Genomic DNA, 17,534 nt, shown 5'->3' with positions numbered 1-17,534 from the left:
ATGAACGCCATGACCCCGACCGCCCCGAACCAGCCCGCCGACAAGCCGCCCCTGCCGGAGATCATCCTCGACATCCGCCGGCTAACCACGACCTTCGGCCGCTCGAAAGGCGATGCGCCGGCTGTCGACGATGTCAGCCTGACGATGAAACGCGGCAAGACGCTCTGCATCGTCGGCGAGAGTGGCAGCGGCAAGAGCGTCACCGCCCGTTCGATCCTGCAGATCATCGATCCGCCCGGCCGGGTCACCTCCGGCGAGATCCTGTTTTCGAGCCGGCGCGAGAACGGCCGGCCGGTCGATCTCGTCAAGCTCGGCCCGCGTGGGCGGGCGATGCGGGCGATCCGCGGCCGCGACATCGCGATGATCTTCCAGGAGCCGATGACCTCGCTCTCGCCGGTCCACACGATCGGCTGGCAGATCGCCGAGGCGATGCTGATCCACCAGCCGATCGACATGGACGAAGCCCGCGCCCGCACGATCGAGCTGCTGCGCCAGGTCGAGATCCGCGATCCCGAGCGGGCCTTCGACCGCTATGCCTTCGAGTTCTCCGGCGGCATGCGCCAGCGCGCCATGATCGCCATGGCGCTCGCCTGCAACCCGGAGATCCTGATCGCCGACGAGCCGACCACCGCGCTCGACGTCACCACCCAGGCCGAGATCATCGCCTTGATCAGGCAGATGCAGGTGGCGCGTGACATGTCGGTGCTGTTCATCACCCATGATATGGGCGTCGTCGCCGAGATCGCCGACGAGGTGGCGGTGATGCGGCGCGGCAAGCTGCTCGAGCTCGGCCCGGCCGAACAGATCTTCTACCGCCCGCAAAGCGGCTATACGGCCGACCTGATCGATTCCGTGCGGCGGCTCGAGCGCTCCGCCCGCAAGCCGGTCCCCGAAGCCACCGTGCGCCCACGCCTGCTCGATGTGCGCAACCTGACCAAGACCTATCCTTCGCGGGCGAGCCTGCTCAAGGTGAGCGCCGCACTCACCGCCGTCTCGGACGTCTCGCTCCATCTCGACGAAGGCGAGAATCTCGGCATCGTCGGCGAAAGCGGCTCCGGCAAGTCGACGCTCGGCAATTGCCTGATCCGCGTCCATGAGCCGACGATCGGTGAGGTCAATTACCGACAATCCGATGGCGCGATGATCGATCTCACGAAGGTGCCGGCGCAGGAGATGCGCCGCATCCACCGCGAGATGCGCATGATCTTCCAGGATCCCTTCGCCTCGCTCAACCCGCGCATGACCGTCGGCCAGCTCATCGGCGAGCCGCTGCTGGTCCAGGGCATGATGAAGGGCGAGCCCTTGCGTCGGCGCGTCGCCGAACTGCTGGAGATGGTCGATCTGCCGGCGGGCGTGATCGACCGCTATCCGCACGCCTTCTCCGGCGGCCAGCGCCAGCGCATCTGCGTCGCCCGCGCGCTCGCGCCCGACCCGCGTCTCGTCATCGCCGACGAGGCGACCTCGGCGCTCGACGTCACCGTGCGCTCGCAAATCCTCGACCTGCTGCTCGGCCTGCAGGAGAAGCTGAAGCTGAGCTACATCATGATCAGCCACGATCTCGGCGTGATCCGCTATTTCTGCGATCGAGTCGCCGTGATGTATCGCGGCAAGATCGTCGAGACCGGCGAGGCGATCAAGGTCTGCTCGGAGCCGGAGCACCCCTATACGAAGGCACTGCTCTCGGCCGCACCGGGCTCGCATCCGGGCGACCGCAGGATCATGCGGCGGCACCGCTATGTGGCGGAGGAGGCGCAGCCTGGCTGATGGAGGGGCAGCCTGGCTATGGAGGGGCTAGCCGCCCTCCCCGTCCTTGCGAGCGCAGCGAAGCAATCCAGGAAACGTAGAGCGAGCGGGTCGATTGCTTCGTCGCTACGCTCCTCGCAATGACGACGGTGGACGGCGCCCCGCGAAGATCACCCCTCCAGCGCGATGATCTCGACCCAATCCGGGCTTGATCCGGCCTGAACCCGGTCCACCACCGTGAGGCCGCCCGTCCCGGCATCGATCATATAAGAGGTGACGTGATCGGTGAGCTGCCCGAGCGCCAGCAGATGGCGCCCGGTCGGATCGATGCCGAAGCCGCGCGGCTGCGTCTCCGTTGCAATATGACCGAGCGGCCGCAATTGTCCGTCGGCTTCAATGGCAAAGCTTGCCAGGGTCGAGCTGCCGCGCTCGGAGGCGTAGAGGAAGCGCCCGTCCGGGGTGATGTGCAGGTCGGAGCCCCAGGGCGTGCCGGCGAAACCGTCCGGCAGGAGGCTGACCCTCTGTCGCTGAGCGAGTGCTCCTTGCGCCGGCTCATAGTCGAGCACGGTGATCGACGCATCGAGTTCGCCGAGCAGATAAACTTGCCTGCCATCCGGCGCGAAGACGAAATGGCGCGGACCACTTCCTTGCGGCAGCGAGATGCTGCGCGGCCTTGCCAGCGCGCCCCCGGCAAAGTCGAACGTGTAGAGCAGGTCACCGCCGAGGCTGGTCGCGAGCACATGCCGGTTGGCCGGATCGCTCATGATGCCATGCGCATGCGGCGCGGTCGGCAACCGCTGCGCGACCTCGCCGGCGACGCCATCTGCCCCGATCGGATTCACCGTCACGAGGTCCCCGTCGTAGGAGGCGCCGAAGAGGAAGCGCCCGCTGCGGTCGCTCCGGATATAGGCGAGGCTCTCCCCGATCGCCGCAAAGCCGAGCAGGGAGAGCGCACCGGTCTCCCGGTCGATGCCGAAGCTCGCGATCCCGCGCGGCGCCCCGCGCATGGCGACGTAGAGGACCTCCCGATCCGGCGACAAGGCGAGAGGCAGAGAGCGGCCCGGCTCGCTCAAGCCGGGAAACGGCATGCGCTGAACCGGCTCCAGCTTGCCGCTGCCGGCCGAGAGCCTGAGCACGCTGATGTCGCCGCCCCGACCATTGCCGATATAGACGGCGAAATCGGCCCGGCCGCTCGAGAGATGGGGCGACATGCAGGACTCCCTGATAGTGTCGGTGCCCGAGCCTGTCAGGCAGCCCGATCATGCTGCGTGTGAGATTGTCCCCGCGGCGCCTCAGGTCTCGGCCGCATCGGCCTTGATCAGCGTGGAGTAGCGCGCGCGGCTGCCGGCGAGATGGCCGCGCATCGCCGCCGCCGCCAGCGCGGAATCCTGCGCCGCGACCGCATTGCGAATGGCGCGGTGCTCGGCATCGACCATCGTCATATAGGCCTGGACATCGCCAAGATTCCTGGTCCGCCCGACCATGTGCCGGCGCGGCACCGCAAATTCGCCGAGATACTTGAGAAACTCGACGAAATAGGGATTTCCGGTGGCGCGCGCCAGCGCGTGGTGGAAGGAGAGATCGGCGCTGACGCCGCTATCGCTGAAGCTGTCGGCCGCAGACATCGCGGCGATCGCCCTGTCGAGCGCGGCAATGTCGTCGTCGGTGCGCCTGGCAGCAGCGAGCGCGGCGCATTCGACCTCGACCGCGAGACGCAGCTCGAGCACCGAGAGGATGTCCTCGACGGTGGCGCGCTCGATTCCTCCGAGGAAAACCTGCTTCTTCGGCGCCTCCAGCACGAAGGCGCCGGAGCCCTGCCGCGTCTCGATCAGCCCGGCGGCCTTGAGCGAGGCGACGGCTTCGCGCACCACGGTGCGGCTCACCCCAGCCGAAACAGCCAGTACCGCCTCTGATGGCAAGCGGTCGCCGGGCTTCAGCCGGCCATCCTCGATCTGGCTCTCGAGTTCCTGGGCCATGGTCGTCACCAGGCTCTTGCGGCTGGACGGCGAGATGGTCACGGAAGCCGGCTGCGTGGTGGATGACATCTGATCGCGCTGCCCTTGGTTGAATCGCGCTCGCGGCTTTGACGCCTTCTTGTATGATGACATGCCGCGCCCGTCTATGCCGCAAGGTTCAATGGCGCGATCGGCGGAAATGCGCAGGCGCCCATTCGGCCGTTTCGGCATGGCAACCGCGCGGCAGGACGCGCTATCTGCTGAAATCGCAACCATATCAGCCATGGCATCGGATCGGCCCCGGCAATGGCCCGAATTGGTCTGACATCCTGGATATCCGGCCTGACTGCTCCGCGCGAGGCGCCAAACGCGGACATGCCCAAGCTCTCCTGCTTGACGCATGAGCGGCCCCATGCATAAGTTGTCATACAAATCTGGCCGCCCGGTTGACCTGCGCAAAGACCGGCCTGTCCCGAACAGGCAGTCGCTGCGCATGGATAAGGCGTCGGCCGGCGCAGCGATGACGGAGGCTCCATTGTCCGAAACCAACACGATCTCCGCCCCGGTCCGGGCCGCCGCGCGCCCGCCGGCCGCGATGGATCGCGAAGCGCTCAAGGCGCGCGTCGGCCAGGGCCTGCTCTCCTTCCCCGTCACCTATTTCGACAAGCATGGCGAATTCGACGCCGCGCCCTACCGTGCCTCGATAGAGCGCGCTGCGAGCCATGGCCCGGCCGCGCTTTTCGCCGCCGGCGGCACCGGCGAGTTCTTCTCGCTCGGCCTCGACGAGTACCCGTCGATCGTCCGCGCTGCGGTCGAGGCGGCTGACCGCAAGGTGCCGATCATAGCCGGCTGCGGTTATGGCACGCGCATGGCGGTACAACTCGCCAAGGCCGCCGAGGCCGCCGGCGCGGACGGCATCCTGCTGCTGCCGCATTATCTCATCTATGCCGAGCAAACCGGGCTTTTCGCCCATGTGAAGGCGGTCTGCGATGCCGTGGCCATCGGCGTCATCGTCTACAACCGCGACAATGCCATCATCAGCCCGGAGACGCTGATCGCGCTGACCAAGGCCTGCCCCAACCTGATCGGGTTCAAGGATGGCCATGGCGATATCGAGCTGGTGCAGAAGATCACCACGCTGGTCGGCGACCGGCTGACCTATGTCGGCGGCATGCCGACGGCCGAAGTCTATGCCGCGCCCTATTACGCTGCGGGCGTCACGACCTATTCCTCCGCGGTCTACAATTTCATCCCGCAGGCGGCCCTGCGCTTCTACAAGGCGATCACGGCGGGCGACAAACCCGTCATCGACGACATGCTCACCCGCTTCTTCTATCCCTACCTTCAGATCCGCAATCGCGGCCGCGGTTATGCCGTCTCGATCGTCAAGGCCGGCATGCGCATCATGGGCCAGGACCCCGGCCCTGTCCGCTCGCCGCTGACCGACCTGACCCCGGCCGAGCATGACGATCTCGAGCGCCTGCTCAATCAGGCCTTCGACGGCAAGCCGGCCTGATCCAGCCGGTAATTAGCCAGCTACAACAGATTTCACGATCTGGGGCATTGTGCGCCTGATCGGCCAAAGAGGCGGCGTCAGCAGGCACAAGCAGAATCGGAAAGAGCGCCCTCGCGGGCGCCCTTTCGCTTGGTCGTGGCCGTGACGCTCAGACGAAGTGGAAATCGTCGGCGTGGAGGGCTGCGAGCTGGACGTTCTTCAGCGTCAGCGAGGTGTCGGCATCAATCGTGAAGACGGTGTCCGCGTCCTGCTGATGGGCTGTCGCGATCGCCGCGTCGAAATCGGCGAAGACATCGCTTGCGAATTCCAGCACGTCCGCGCTCGAGCCCGTCGTCTTGAAGTCGGCGATCATGTCCTTGCCGAAGCCCGAGGCGAAGACGAAGACGTCATGGCCCGAGCCGCCGGTCAGGGCGTCGTCACCCGCGCCGCCCGCGATCCGGTCGTCGCCCGAACCGGCATCGACCACATCGTTGCCCGCGCCGGCTGACACGATGTCGTTGCCGGAGCCCGCGTCGACATTGTCGTCGCCCGCACCTGCCTCGATCGTATCGTCGCCAGAACCGGCCTTGATCGTGTCGATGCCGGCGCCGCCATCGACATGGTCGTTGCCCGAGCCGCCATCGAGCAGGTCGTCGCCATCGCCGCCCGAGAGAGCGTCGTCGCCGGCGCCGCCCTTCAGCGTGTCGTTGCCGGCGCCGCCATCGAAGGTCTCGTTGCCGTTGCCGCCATTGACGACGTCGTCACCTGCACCGAAGAGCAGCTTCTCGATATTGCTGAAGCTGTCGGTGCCGATGCCCTCACCCGAGACCATGCCGCGGATGAAGTCGACCGAGATCGGCCCCGTCGCACCGGAGAGGTCGAGCGTGTCGAAGCCGGCGCCACCATCGATCGTGTCGTTGCCGGCGCCGGCGAGGATGAGGTCGTCACCCGCGCCGCCGTTCAGCGTGTCGTTACCGGCCGCGCCATCGAGCGTGTTGGCGAGGTCGTCGCCGGTGATCTGGTCGTTGCCGGCGCCGCCGATGACGGCCTCGATGCCGGCGAGTTCGTCATAGCCGATGCCGTCGCCCTCGGCCGTACCGGCCGAAAGGTCGACAACGATGCCGGCACTGTCATCGGCGTAATTGGCCGTGTCGATTCCGTCACCACCGTCGAGAGCATCGTCGCCTTCGCCGCCGAAGAGGGTGTCGCTGCCGGCGCCACCGATAAGCGCGTCGTCGCCGATGCCGCCCTTCAGCACATCGTTGCCGTCATCGCCGGAGAGCGTGTCGTCGCCCTCGCCGCCATCGATCGTGTCGTTGCCGGCGCCTGCCGAGACCTCGTCATCGCCCAGACCCGCGAGGATGGTGTCGTTTCCGGCCGTGCCAGTCAGGACGTCATCGCCGGGCGTGCCGATACCGGTCTGCTCGGCGACCGTCAGCGCGACGTGCGCCGTCGCCGTGCCGCCCTTGCCGTCGGTGACGGTGTAGCTGAACGACGCATCGCCCGAGAAACCCGCGGCCGGGGTGAAGACGACGTTGCCGTCATCGTCCAGCGCCACCGTACCGCCGATGCCGGCCGTGACGGACTGGATGGTCAGCGTATCCGCATCGGCATCGCTGTCATTGGCCAGCAACGCCGCCGCGGTGATGGTCAGCGCCGTGCCATAGTCCGTGCCGAGGCCGGTATCGTCGGCGGCGACCGGAGCGGTGTTGGCCGGCGCGGCATCGGCCGTCTTGACGAAATGGACATCGTCCAGCGCCACGCCCGCTCCCCAGGAGTCCGAGACGCCGGTATCGACGAACTCGAGCCGGTTCGAGCCGTTGCCGGACCCACCGACCACGTCGAAGCTGTAGGTCGTCCAGCTGGCGCTGGTCTGCGGCGGCATGCCCTCGAAGATCACCTCGCCGTTCCAGAGCACCTTCACGCCGTCATCGTTCCGGACGTTGTCGGAGTCGGAGAGCGAGAAGCTCACCTTGTAGGTCGCGCCGGTTTCGACATGCTCGATGTTCTGCCCGAGCTGGTTCCTGCCCTTCTGGCCGGAGCTGTCCAGGTCGATCCAGAAGGTACCGTCCTTGGCGGTGACGCCGCCGTAATGGTCCAGGTGCTGCTCGATGCGGTTGACGTTCGTCCAGCCGACAATGGCCTTGTCGTTGTTGCGGTAACCCCAGTCGCTGCCGCCGTTATAATCGGCGGATTGGCTGATATCCTCGAAGCTGCCGTTGACGATCAGGTCGGTGCCGACAGGCACGTCCACCACCGGCGGCGCCTTGACGGTCAGGCTCAGCGTCGCCGTATCCGTGCCACCCTTGCCGTCGGACACGGTGTAGCTGAAGGACGCGTTACCCGAGAAGCCCGCGGCCGGCGTGAAGACCACATTGCCTTGACCGTCCAGGGTCACCGAGCCGCCGACACCCGCCGCGACCGACTGGACGAAGAGCGTGTCGCCATCCGCATCGCTGTCGTTGGCGAGAAGATCGGCCGCAGTGAGGGTCAGGACGGCGCCGGCATCCGTGATGAAGCCATGATCGTCGGCAGCGACAGGTGCTGTGTTGGTTACCGGGTTGGCGATCTTGACGAAATGCACGTCGTCGAGCGCCGCGCCGGCACCCCAGGAATCCGAGACGCCGGTATCCATGAAGGCCAGCCGGTTCGAGCCGTCGCCGGAACCGCCGACCACGTCGAAGGTGTAGGTCGTCCAGCTCGCGCTGGTCTGCGGCGGGATACCGTCGAAGATGACCTCGCCATTCCAGAACACACGCACGCCGTCATCGGTCCTGATATTGTCCGAGTCCGACAGCGAGAACGAGATCCGATAGGTCGCGCCGGCTTCGACATGGGCGATCGACTGGCCAATCAGGTCGGGCTTGGTTCCCGTCTGCGAATGGTCCATGTCGATCCACATCCGGCCATCCTTGGCGTTGACGCCGCCGTAATGGTCCCAATGCTGCTCGATGCGCTTGTTGGCCGTGTTGGTCCAGCCGAGGATCTGGCCGTCCTGGTTCCGGTAGCCCCAGTCGCTCGGACCATTGTTGCCGGAGGATTCGCTGATGTCCTCGAAGCTGCCATTGATGATGAGGTCGGTGCCGAGAACGATGCCTTCGCCGACGGTGAGGCTGACGGTGGACTCGACGATGCCGCCATGCCCGTCATTCACCAGGAAGGTGAAGCCATCGGCGCCGAGGAAGCCTGCAGCCGGCGTGTACTTGTAGGTGCCATCAGCATTGAAGACGAGCGTGCCATGGGCCGGGCCGTCGCCGAGGATATAGCTCAGCACGTCGCCATTGACGTCGCTGGCCTCGACCTTGCCGAAATAGGGGATGTCCTGGCTGATGAGGTGCTCGCTGGCCGTGGCCGTCGGCGCCTCGTTGTCCGGTACCGGCAGCGCCTGGTCGGCAACCTTCACGAAATGCACGTCGTCGAGCGTGGCACCGAAAGTCGAACCGGCGCTCTCGAACTTGAGCATGTTCGAGCCGTCGCCGGTACCGCCGGTGACGATGACATGCAGGTTGCTGCCGGCGCTTGAGGGGATGCCCTCATAGACCACCTGGCCATTCCAGAGCACGCGCACGCCGTCATCGCCGGTCGGCAGGTCGGCCAGCGAGAAGCTGAGGCGATAGATCGCGCCGGTCTCGGTGTCGGAGATCTGGTGCGCGAGGGCGCCATTGCCGAAATCGCCCTCGGTGACGAGATCGGTGCCGACCGGAATCGTCGAGGGGGAGTCGAAGGTCGGCGCGGTATCGAGCACGTCCTCGAGGCCCGGCAGCACGGCCGCGACCTCGGCATCGTGTCCGTCCACGGCAAGCGCCGCGAGCCCGGCGCCGGTGATCGTCATCCCGTCCGCAGTCGTGATCGAGGCAGGCAGATGAGCCGCATCGGCGCCACCGAACAGGACGAGCGCGTCGCTGCCTGAGCGGATGATCAGGTTGTTGCCGTCACGGATGACGGAGATGCCGGTCGACGCGATGCCTTCGAAGCGGATCTTGCTGGTGGCGTCGAGCGAGACCAGATCGATGCCGTCGCCGGCGCGGAAGACCACCTCGTCGCTGGTCGCGACGATGACGTCGTTGCCGGCACCGCCCCGGAGCACGTCGCTGCCCTGACCGCCGGAGAGGAAGTCGTTGCCGCCGCCGCCGATGAGTTCGTCGTTGCCGACCGCCCCGAAGAGCAGGTCGTTGCCGCCGTCACCATAGAGCACGTCGTTGCCGGCGCCGGCGCGGACGATGTCGTCGCCCGACATGGCATAGACGACGTCGTTGCCGGTGCCGCCATCCATCACGTCCCATTGGTCGCTGCCATAGGCGACATCGGCATTGTTTAGGAGCTTCTCGAGAGCCGGGCGGGAGAGCTGGGTATTGTCGTTGATGATGCCGTCGACGCCGAGGTTGAGCGCGTTCTGCACATCGGCAAGCGTTCCGGCGACGGTCCAGCCGTTGACCTCGAGGCCGGCAGCATGCGCCGCCGCGACCTGCTCCTTGGTGATCAGGCCCATTTGCGGCGCGAGCGCATCCAGCTCGCCCATCGAGCCGTTCGGGTTCGTCGCGTTGGCGATGCTTTCGGGAGAGAGCCCGTCGGTCAGCCAGACCAGCGGGAAATCGACATGGTACTTGTTATCCATCAGGTCGCGGAGAACCTCATGGTCCGTGGCGAAGGTCTGGAAGACGATCCGCTCCGGATCGGCGAAGTCGTGCGCGACGAGTTGCGAGAGCATCGCCTCATAGGTCGCGCGGCCGGAGCTCTTGGTCTCGATCAGGATGCCGAGCTTGCGGCCGGTCTCGATCTCCATGTCCTTCGTCACCTCGATCAGCTCTTCGAGGGTGACGATGCCCGGCACCGCCGCGCGCACTTCCGCCAGGGTCATGTTCGCGATGCCGCCGGGCAGGTCGTCGTGGTAGCTGACCAGCGCACCGTCCTTGGTCAGGCGGAAGTCGGTCTCGACGAAGTCCGCCCCGTATTTGAACGCCCACTTGTAGGAGTCCATCTCGTTGTCGGTATAGGGATTGGTGCCGCGATGGGCATAAAGAACGGGCGTGTCAGCCATGGCTCATCTCCGAAACTGGCAATAGTCGATCGTTCCCGGCGGCGGGTGTGCCGCGGGCATGTGTGAAGGACAGGGTCTTGACTGTGAGCCGTGCCCGAGAGGGCGCAGCCCTTCTCGTTGGGCTACGACCTGAGCACGCGGAGGTCGCGGCGGACCGTCCGAGTAGCGAAGTCGAAAGGCGCGGCCGGCTCCCTCGCGCTGATGAAGCCACGACCGCGCACCATCCTGGCCAGGGTCGCCTGCCGCGGGTCAAACTCGACAGCGATGTTCATATGAGCGATACAGTAGTTCATATGAACTTAATACCGTTGACGCATGACGTCCGTGCGACAGTTAACGGTGTGCAAGAATTTTTAGCGCAAACGTCCCGGGATACGGTGCAGACAAGCGAGGTCGCCGTGCTGAATGCATTGTGATGCCGGCAAAAATATTCTCTAAACCAGTATAATACTGAGCCGGTTCAAATCTATTGATGCTTCGGCGGCCGGGAATGGCTCCGCGGGAAATCGCCCGGTTACGGCAAGGCTCAGCGACTCGTCAGACCATGAGCGATTGAGCTTTAAAACCGCCGAAAATATTCATTTGACCTTCATATGAATGTCGCGGCACTGGCGGACAGTTGCCGGCGGGCTCATCGCGTGCACGCCAGACATCCGGAGGCCGCCCGCGTCCTCCTGCGCGCTGGCAGATGGCCAGCCCGACCAGCCATCTAGGACCGGCTGCCTTTCCCCGAAGAAGGCTCACCACCGCGAACCGAGAATCGGTCGAGCGGCAGCGGGTATCGATTGGCCTTCTCATAGGCGTCGAGGAGCTGCGGCAGCATGCGCTCGTTGCGTTCGTTCACCCCAGCGATCTCGTCCTTGAGCCGGCCGAGAGCCGCCTCTGCCTCGGCCTTGAGCTGCTCATTCGCAAAGGCAACATGGCGGCGGTCCTCGACGACGATGTCCCCGCCGACAATCACGGTATGGACGCCTGTGCCGGTCTCGCCATAGACGATCTGGCGGATGGCGCTGTTCAACGGCCGGTAGCTCGGCATATCCAAATCGAGCAGCACGATATCGGCGCGATAGCCTGGCCGGATCGCTCCAACTTCGCCTTCGAGGCCGATCGCCTTGGCGCCGCCAAGGGTTGCCGCCCGGAAGGCTTCGCGAGCGGCATCCCCCTCGCCCGCCGCGGTCTGGAAGCCCCACATCAACGCGAACATCTTCATCGACTGGAACAGGTTCTGGGCGTCGCTGCAGCTGCAATTATCGCAGCCCAGCCCCATGGTCGCGCCTGCCCGGCCATAGTGAACAACCGGCGCGAAGCCATTGAGCAGCTTCATATTGCTCATCGGATTGCAGACGAGACTCGCCCCGGCGGCCCCGAAGCGATCGATCTCGTCCGGCGCGATCCAGACACCATGCGCGATCGTCAGGCGCGGGCCAATCAGGTCGAACCGGTCGAGATGGGCGAGCAGCGAGCCCTCCGGATAGGCGAGACGCGCCAGTACCGCCTGCGAGCGCGCCTCGTAGAGATGGGTGAAGACCTGAAGCTGCCGCCGCTCCGAAAGGCCGGCGACCCAGGCCAGCAACTCGTCCGAGCAGCGCTGCGGCGCTGAGGGCGCGAGCGCCCAGTTCAGGCGTTCCGTGCCGCCTTCCTCGACGAGGTCTTCGATCAGGGCCTGCAGCTTCGAGGGGTCGGCAGCGCCAGGCAGCTGGCTGACGACGTCGTCGGGCATGTCGCGCCAGAACGGAACGGCATCGACGGCGGCGCGATCCGAGATCTGCAGCCCGAGCACCACGCGCGCGCCGCAAGCCTCGTAGGCCTCTCGGACCGCGTCAACATGCTCGCGGTCCGGACCGACGATCGTCACCATGTCCTGCAGCGTCGTGATGCCATTGCTCAGGCACTCGACCGCGCCCAGCACGGTCCGAAGGCGAATATCCTCCTTGCTCCTGCGGCTGTAATTCGCCGGGAAGCTGTAGAAACCCCAGATATCCATCGGGATCTGCTCGTAGCAGCCTCGCAGCAGCACGTCGTGCGAGTGGTAGTGAGCGTTGACCAGCCCGGGAATGACAAGCTTGCCCGTCGCGTCGATCCGCTTGATGCCCGCCTCGCGAACCGACCGCTCGGCTGCGGCCGCGCCGACAGCGGCGATCCGGCCATTCTCGATCAGGACATCCGCGACAGGGGGCTGGTCGACATCGCCAGCCAGATCCAGCACCCGGCCGCCTGAGATAAGCTGCGTGGTCGTCGTCAAACTATCCCCCTTGCCTCGCCGAGGCCCATGGCGACGTTCTTCGGTCCGGGACAATCGACGACCGAATCCAGCAAGTCCGCGCTCGCGTGAGACTGCGAGCGATTACCGCACCATTCCATAGGCTGTCTCAAAATTTCCCCCGGACCGCGCACCGGCTGGCGCTCAGACTCTTCGGCGCGCGTTCGGCCACGGCGGCCGCGATCGGCCTGCAAGCGCGCTTGCGCCAAAGCGACGATCCAGGAGGAGTTCGAGGGCAATCTCTGCCGCTGCACTGGCTATGACGGCATCGTCAGGAAGCAGAGGGCTAACCGTCTCTGGAGCACGCGCCGATCTGATCGCGAGGCGATCGAATCGGATCACGCGTTCTCTATCAATGATTTAGCGCTGGATCCTCCACCGGGATGGTCATGAATCGACGGCGGCGATCACCGCGTCGACATCGGTCACGACGCAGACATTCTGCAACGCGTAATTGACCGAGGCGGTGTGCCATTCGGCGTTCATGGTCGAGCAGGCATCCTCCGGCACGAGCATGAAATAGCCCTTGTCGGCGCCGGTGCGGGCAGTGTGCTCGATCGACATGTTGGTCCAGGCGCCAGTGACGATGACGACGTCGCGGCCGAGTGCCCTCAGCACCGTCTCCAGCCGCGTGCCCTCCCAACCGCTCATGCGCTGCTTCTCGACGACATGGTCGCCGGTCTGCGCCTCGAGCCCCGGCACGGCGGCCGAACCCCAGGTGCCGCGCACCAGAGCCTTGGCATCGGCCAGCCCCTCGAAGAGCGGCGCGTTCATGGTGACGCCGGGCGCGCCGGGCTCGACGACGAACCAGACATGGATCACCGGGATGCCGCGTGAGCGCGCCGCTTGTGCCAGCCGCGCCGCGTTGGCGATGGCGTTCTGCTCCCTGCAATGCGCCGGCGAGCCCGAGGAGGCGAAGGCACCGCCCTCCATCACCACGTCGTTCTGCATGTCCTGGATGATCAGCGCGCAGCGTGACGGGTCGAGCCGATAGCCCGGCGCCGCCTTCTTGACGCCATTCGCCGGCACGGAGACCGCGGCCGTGACGCCGCTGACCGGCCGGTCCGAGCCCCCGCCCCCGTCGCCCGAGCGAGCGGCAGCGCCGTTGCCGGCCTTCATGTACGGCTCAAGCCGCGGACCGACCTTGGTATCGACAGCGTAAAGCGAATGCGTCGCTGTCAGGAAAAGCGTGCGCCAGTCCGGCCCGCCCCAGGTGAGGTTGCCGACGAGCTCGGGTACGCGCAGCTTGCCGATCAGCTCGCCCCCAATCGTGTAGACCCAGACACCGCCGGGGCCGCAGACCCAGAGATTGCCCTGCGCGTCGCATTTCATCCCGTCCGGCACGCCCGGTTCATCGGCCGAGACGATGCCGGAGGCGAAGACGCGGCCGGGACCGAGCCTGCCGTCCGGGCGTATGTCGAAGACGCGAATATTGCATTGGACCGTGTCGTTGACGAAGAGGCGGTCCTCCGTCGGACAGAAGCACAGGCCGTTCGGCTGGTCGAAGAGATAGCGGTCGACCAGCAGCTCAGGCGCGCCGCCTCCCGGCGGAATGCGGTAGACGCCCTGGAAACCGAGCTGCCGCGGCCGCTCGACGCCATAGACCGGCATGCGCCCGTACCAGGGATCGGAGAAATAGATCGCCCCGTCCGACTTCACGCAGACATCGTTGGGGCTGTTCAGCTCCATGCCCTCGAAATGCGAGGCCAGCACCTCGCGCCTTCCGTCCGGCCGCTCGCGCACCAGGGTCGAGGTGGCGTGTTCGCAGACGATCAGATTCAGCTCGGCATCGTAGGTCATGCCGTTGCACTTGTTCGCCGGCCGCATGACCTCGCGCACGCCGCTCCTGTCCCAGCGGCGGCGGACATCGCCTGGCATGTCCGAGAACAGCAGGTGATGCTCGCGCGGATGCCAGATCGGCCCCTCCGAGAAGGCGAAACCGGTGCCGAGCTGGCGCACCGGAACCCACAGGTCGATCAGTTCGGCGAAGGCGGGACGGACGGCGACGTGCGTGGTCATGGGAACACCGTGGCAAGGTGAGCGGGCGCGATATCGGCGCAGCGCGGCCTTACCGTCATTGCGAGGAGCGTCAGCGACGAAGCAATCGAGGGAGACGTGGAGCGCTGCCGCCCCTGGATTGCTTCGCTGCGCTCGCAATGACGGCCTGTCGCGTTCATCTGCGTCACGCCGCGAACCAGTTGCGCGCCGGCAGCGACTGCACCACCGGGCCGGGGATCGCCATGTCCATCCGGCCGACGACCTGGCCATGGGCGATCTTCGCCGGCTTGTCATGCACTGGCAGCAGGAATTTGCCGACCGAGAGCAGCTTCTTGATCGCCGCCTTCTCCTCGCGCTTGGAGACGCCGTGATTGCCGGTGGTGCGCGGCTCGTTGGCGTGCAGCTCGTGGAAGGGCGTGACGATCTGGTCGTTGAAATCGTAGATCACGTCGCCGCAAATGATGGCGCGGCCCTCGATCGTGTCGACATGCACGTTCATCGACCCCTCGGTATGGGCGCCGGCGGCCTCGAGATAGCAGCCGGGGAAGAGTTCGATCATCCCCGAGAGCTCGAGATCCTCGAAGCGCAGCGCGTCGCGCGTATGCAGCCGGTCGATCAGGTGCTTGATATCCGGGGCCGGATATTGCGGGTGCATCAGCCCGGAAACCGAGTATTCGAGCTCGCGGCGGTTGACGATCACCGTGGTGTTCATCGGGAAGAGCTCGTCCTTCCCGGCATGGTCGATATGGAGATGGGTATGCGCCACATAGCGCACGTCGCCCATCCGCACGCCGTATTTGGCGAGCTGGTTCTCGATCATGTTCTCGTGGAACTGGAGGCCGCGCATGCCGAGGCTCTCCATGATCTGGTTATGGCGGTAGCCGGTATCGACCACGACCGGCCAGGGACCACCGAGGATCAGGAAGCCATAGGTCGGCACGCGGCGCGTGCGGCCGCAATCGCGTCCCAGCACCAGGAAGCTCGACTCGAGCTCGATGTCGCCATAGTCGAGAACCTTGATTTCCAGTGCCATGAACGTCCTCCCAGTCACTCTTGTCCGAGGCGGTAGACCCGCCTCGCGGTTTCGTTGAACACGGCCGCATGCACGCCCTCGGGCACGGCGGCGCGATGCGCGCCGATCAGCTCGGCATAGCTGGTCCAGAGCTTCTCGATCGGGAAATTGGAGCCGAACAGGCAGCGTTCGGCCCCGAACAGGGTCAGAGTCTGCGCCGCGATGAAGGCAATGTGCTCGGCATCGTTGCGGCGCAGGAAGGTGCCGAGGCCGGAGAGCTTGCTGGTGATGTTCGGCTGTTCCGCGAGCACGGCCATGCCGTCGCGCCATGCGGCGATGCCCTCGGGCGAGAGATCTTCCAGCATGCCGGCATGCTGGAGCACGAAGGTCACGTCCGGGCAGGCGGCCGCCAGCTCGGCCGCGCCCGCCATCTGGCCGGCGAAGACCTGGAGATCGAAGCTGAAGCCGTATTCCGCGAGCCGCCCGACATTGGCTGTGAGCACCGGGTCGCGTGCGAGGTCGGGTCCGCCTGCAAAGCGATAGAGCGTGTTCTCGTGCCAGTGCAGTTGCATGCGCACGCCACGAACACGGCCGTTCAGCGCGAGCTCGTCGAGCTGCGGGCGGACATCGCCCGCCAGCATGTCGGCATAGGCGACGATGGCGATCGGAAAGCCGGTCTCCTCCGAGGCCTGCGAGACATAGGCGACCTCGTCGAGATAGCGCACTGGGGCCCAGTTGGCCTGGACATAGACCGCTTCCGTGATGCCGTTCGGCCGGCAATCTGCGAGATATTCCTCGACCGGATAGTCGCGGCGGATCGGTTCGTAGGGGCCAAAGATGCGCGGCTGCATCGGACCGAGCAGCCAGGGCAGATCGGCCTGCCGCCAGATATGGAAATGAGCATCGACGATAGCGGTCATGCGGCCTGCGTGCCTCCAAGCGAGAGGATGTGGCGGCAGATGCGCGCCGTGCTGCCGCCATCGCTGAGACTGGCGAGCCGGGGCGCGATCAGCCGGAGCGCCTCGGTCTCGGGCCGATAGGCGGGATCGGCCGCGAGCGGGGTGAGCCAGTCGATGCGATAGGCCCGTGCCGCGAGGCGCGCGACGGCCGTGACGAGCGTTGCCGGGTCGCCGCGCTCGAGCCCATCCGAGAGCACGATGACGATGGCGCCGCGCGCATAGGAGGCGAAACGCGGCACGGCGAGAAAGGCCTGCAGCGCGTCGCCGATGCGGGTGCCGCCATCCCAGTCGGCGACGAGGCCGGACGCGTCTTCCAGCGCCTGCTCGCGCCGGCGCCGGCGCAGCGCCCGCGTGACACGGCTGAGCCTGGTGCCGAAGGTGAAGACCTCGACGCGCGGCACGGCCTGGACGATGGTGTGGGCGAGCGCGAGATTGGCATCGCTGCGCTGCTTCATCGAGCCGGAAACGTCGATCAAGAGCAGGATCGGCCGCGGGCGTGTCACGCGCCGGAGCCGCTTCAGGCTCATCACCTCGCCATCGTGGCGAATGGCGTCGCGCATGCTGCGGGCAAGATCGACCATCGGGCCGCGCCGAGCGGTGCGGTGGCGATAGCCGCGCCGGCGCGGCAGCGCGGCGGGAAGCGCCCGGCCGAAACGGCGCAGGGCGTCACTGTCATCGATCGTCCTGAGCCGGCGCACCGACAGCGCCTCGGAGCCGGTCGCGGCCTGGCCGGTCTCGTTGACCTCCTCGCCGATCAGGATCTCGCGCGAGCCGGAATCCTCCTGGACCGACATCTCCTCGTCGGGCGCGAAATCCTCATCGCCGGGCTCGGCCAGCGCGCCGAGGAAATGCATGTCGAACAGCGCATCGAAGCGCGCTCGCTGCTCGGGATGGGGCGCCAGCGTCGCGACGGCGGCCCTGCGAACATGCTCGATGCTGCGCGGGCCGAGCAGTTCGACCGCCATCAGGAAGGAGGTGGTCTGCTCGGGCGCGACGGCAATGCCGTGCTCGCGCAGCAGCGCCGGGAAGGCGACGAAAGGTCGGGCTGCGGCGGGGAGCGGCGCGATCATGGTG

At 66.3% G+C, this 17,534-nt stretch carries 11 protein-coding genes; 2 read left to right on the top strand and 9 right to left on the bottom strand.

Annotated elements, in window-relative coordinates; genetic code table 11:
* Entirely contained in the window at nt 1-1,764 is a 1,764-nt protein-coding gene (locus tag EV560_RS14485; protein ID WP_465247006.1) for an ABC transporter ATP-binding protein, read from the top strand.
* A gap of 149 nt (nt 1,765-1,913) precedes the next feature.
* On the opposite strand, the gene EV560_RS14480 is transcribed toward EV560_RS14485, so the two are convergent.
* Nucleotides 1,914-2,954: a lactonase family protein gene (locus EV560_RS14480; RefSeq protein ID WP_131856483.1), complete on the bottom strand. Its 1,041-nt coding sequence runs from the start codon at nt 2,952-2,954 to the stop codon at nt 1,914-1,916.
* Nucleotides 2,955-3,035: 81 nt separating this feature from the next.
* Nucleotides 3,036-3,788, bottom strand: a complete 753-nt coding sequence (locus EV560_RS14475; protein ID WP_165923469.1) for a FadR/GntR family transcriptional regulator — start codon at nt 3,786-3,788, stop codon at nt 3,036-3,038.
* Nucleotides 3,789-4,293: 505 nt separating this feature from the next.
* Between EV560_RS14475 and kdgD the strand changes: the two genes are divergently transcribed.
* Nucleotides 4,294-5,214: a 5-dehydro-4-deoxyglucarate dehydratase gene (gene kdgD / locus EV560_RS14470; protein ID WP_131856767.1), complete on the top strand. Its 921-nt coding sequence runs from the start codon at nt 4,294-4,296 to the stop codon at nt 5,212-5,214.
* Nucleotides 5,215-5,362: 148 nt separating this feature from the next.
* Here kdgD and EV560_RS14465 read toward each other — a convergent pair whose 3' ends face one another.
* From EV560_RS14465 to EV560_RS14430, 7 genes are all read right to left on the bottom strand, one after another.
* Entirely contained in the window at nt 5,363-10,231 is a 4,869-nt protein-coding gene (locus EV560_RS14465; RefSeq protein ID WP_131856481.1) for a cadherin-like domain-containing protein, read from the bottom strand.
* A gap of 122 nt (nt 10,232-10,353) precedes the next feature.
* Nucleotides 10,354-10,503: a DeoR family transcriptional regulator gene (locus EV560_RS36865; RefSeq protein WP_165923468.1), complete on the bottom strand. Its 150-nt coding sequence runs from the start codon at nt 10,501-10,503 to the stop codon at nt 10,354-10,356.
* A 437-nt stretch (nt 10,504-10,940) separates the two neighbouring features.
* The gene (locus EV560_RS14455) at nt 10,941-12,473 is read right to left on the bottom strand and encodes an amidohydrolase family protein (protein WP_165923467.1); all 1,533 of its coding nucleotides are present in this window, start codon (nt 12,471-12,473) and stop codon (nt 10,941-10,943) included.
* A gap of 405 nt (nt 12,474-12,878) precedes the next feature.
* A complete protein-coding gene (locus EV560_RS14445; protein WP_131856478.1) occupies nt 12,879-14,510 on the bottom strand; it encodes an isochorismatase family protein in 1,632 nt (543 codons plus the stop codon).
* Between the two features lie 163 nt (nt 14,511-14,673).
* Nucleotides 14,674-15,522 (bottom strand): MBL fold metallo-hydrolase, encoded by an 849-nt coding sequence (locus EV560_RS14440; protein WP_131856477.1) that lies wholly within the window; start codon nt 15,520-15,522, stop codon nt 14,674-14,676.
* Nucleotides 15,523-15,536: 14 nt separating this feature from the next.
* Nucleotides 15,537-16,421 carry an amidohydrolase family protein gene (locus EV560_RS14435; RefSeq protein WP_131856476.1) on the bottom strand — a complete coding sequence of 295 codons (885 nt, stop codon included), beginning with the start codon at nt 16,419-16,421 and terminating at the stop codon, nt 15,537-15,539.
* Nucleotides 16,418-17,530 carry a vWA domain-containing protein gene (locus EV560_RS14430; RefSeq protein WP_131856475.1) on the bottom strand — a complete coding sequence of 371 codons (1,113 nt, stop codon included), beginning with the start codon at nt 17,528-17,530 and terminating at the stop codon, nt 16,418-16,420. The genes EV560_RS14435 and EV560_RS14430 overlap by 4 nt, the downstream gene beginning before the upstream one ends.
* Nucleotides 17,531-17,534 lie beyond the last annotated feature (4 nt).

Source organism: Allobosea sp. BK604 (genome assembly GCF_004341515.1).
GTDB lineage: Bacteria > Pseudomonadota > Alphaproteobacteria > Rhizobiales > Beijerinckiaceae > Allobosea.
This window is presented reverse-complemented; position numbering and strand designations above follow the sequence as displayed.

Coding starts and splice junctions, on each gene's coding strand:
- EV560_RS14485 (WP_465247006.1), top strand. CDS start 1: ATGAACGCCATGACCCCGACCGCCCCGAACCAGCCCGCCGACAAGCCG.
- EV560_RS14480 (WP_131856483.1), bottom strand. CDS start 2,954: ATGTCGCCCCATCTCTCGAGCGGCCGGGCCGATTTCGCCGTCTATATC.
- EV560_RS14475 (WP_165923469.1), bottom strand. CDS start 3,788: ATGTCATCCACCACGCAGCCGGCTTCCGTGACCATCTCGCCGTCCAGC.
- kdgD (WP_131856767.1), top strand. CDS start 4,294: ATGGATCGCGAAGCGCTCAAGGCGCGCGTCGGCCAGGGCCTGCTCTCC.
- EV560_RS14465 (WP_131856481.1), bottom strand. CDS start 10,231: ATGGCTGACACGCCCGTTCTTTATGCCCATCGCGGCACCAATCCCTAT.
- EV560_RS36865 (WP_165923468.1), bottom strand. CDS start 10,503: ATGAACATCGCTGTCGAGTTTGACCCGCGGCAGGCGACCCTGGCCAGG.
- EV560_RS14445 (WP_131856478.1), bottom strand. CDS start 14,510: ATGACCACGCACGTCGCCGTCCGTCCCGCCTTCGCCGAACTGATCGAC.
- EV560_RS14440 (WP_131856477.1), bottom strand. CDS start 15,522: ATGGCACTGGAAATCAAGGTTCTCGACTATGGCGACATCGAGCTCGAG.
- EV560_RS14435 (WP_131856476.1), bottom strand. CDS start 16,421: ATGACCGCTATCGTCGATGCTCATTTCCATATCTGGCGGCAGGCCGAT.
- EV560_RS14430 (WP_131856475.1), bottom strand. CDS start 17,530: ATGATCGCGCCGCTCCCCGCCGCAGCCCGACCTTTCGTCGCCTTCCCG.